The 1321-nt window shown below is 36.1% G+C and carries 2 protein-coding genes; both read left to right on the top strand.

The window, feature by feature from the left end; all coding sequences use genetic code 11:
* The first annotated feature begins 45 nt into the window (after positions 1-45).
* Positions 46-444, top strand: a complete 399-nt coding sequence (locus IEV69_RS13775) for a transposase (RefSeq protein WP_188443421.1) — start codon at positions 46-48, stop codon at positions 442-444.
* A gap of 8 nt (positions 445-452) precedes the next feature.
* Complete coding sequence (locus IEV69_RS13770) at positions 453-1289, top strand: IS3 family transposase (protein WP_188443420.1); 837 nt, start codon at positions 453-455, stop codon at positions 1287-1289.
* Positions 1290-1321: the final 32 nt, after the last annotated feature.

Genomic DNA, 1321 nt, shown 5'->3' with positions numbered 1-1321 from the left:
CTTTGTACGTCCCTGATATAGGTTGACCACTTAGAGTCAATTTATATGAAAGCAAATGTAAAATTAATTAGTAAACATCGGAAGTATTCAGAAGAATTAAAAAAGTCTATTGTCAATGATTTTGAAAGTGGTAAATTTAGTGTTCCACAGTTAGAAAGATTACACAACATTAGTAATCAATCAATTTACAATTGGATATATAAATACTCCCGTTCAAACGAGCGAGGTCAACGTATATTAGAGATGAAAGACAGCAGTACAGAAAAGTTGAAAGCCCTAGAGCAACGTATTAAGGAGTTGGAACAAACAGTTGGCAAAAAACAGATACAGATTGATTACCTTGAAAAGATGATTGATATTGCCAAGACTGACCTAGATATCGACATTAAAAAAAACTCCAACACCCCACAATCGAGTGGTTCCGCAACAACCAGAAGAAAATAAATTTCTCTATGAACCAGTTGTATAAAACCATAGGCATTAGCAAGCAAGCTGTTTATCAGTATGCAAAGCGCCAAGCGGTCTTTGATAAAAAAGTAGCAGATTTAGTTATGGAAGCTGATCAGCTAAGAGAAGACCATCCCGGTTGTGGGGTTGAGAAGATGTATGACACTTTGCGTCCTGACTTTATAGGCAGGGACCGCTTTGTAGAGACTTTTATGGAGTTGGGATATCGTTTAAAGCGGAAGAAAAACTTTAGGAAAACCACCTATTCAACAGATGTATATTACCCTAATCTAATCAAAGGAATGCGGGTAAATGCACCTTCAGTGATTTGGCAGTCTGATATCACTTATATCCGTGTTGGTGAGAAGTTTTACTATGCGGTATTTATAATAGATGTTTATACCAAGAAAATAGTGGGTTATCAGGTCTCAGACCATATGAGGGCTACAGCAAACATCAAAGCCCTTCAAATGGCTTTAAAGAGCAATAAAGCTCCTAAAATACACCACTCAGATAGGGGAAGCCAATATATTTATAGTGAATACACAAATCTTCTAAAGAGCAAAGGCTGCAGAATAAGTATGGCCAAAACAGCCCAGGACAATGCCTATGCAGAGCGTATAAACAGAACCATAAAGAACGATTATATTGAACATTGGAAGCCCAAAACCTTTGACCAATTGAAGCGCATGATGAAAAAAGCAGTCAATCAATATAACATCGTAAGACCACACAATAACATTGGAAAGATAAGCCCAATGGAATTTGAAGAGAGATTGTTGATGAAAAGTACTTTTCATCAACAATCAATTACTATTTTTAACAATGAAATTAATGTTTAAAAACGGTCAACTCTAATCAGGGAAGTTCACTT

This window comes from Planktosalinus lacus (assembly GCF_014640155.1).
In the GTDB taxonomy this organism is placed as follows: Bacteria; Bacteroidota; Bacteroidia; order Flavobacteriales; family Flavobacteriaceae; genus Planktosalinus; species Planktosalinus lacus.
Note: the sequence above shows the minus strand (reverse complement) of the source record. Positions and strands in the feature narration are given on the sequence as shown.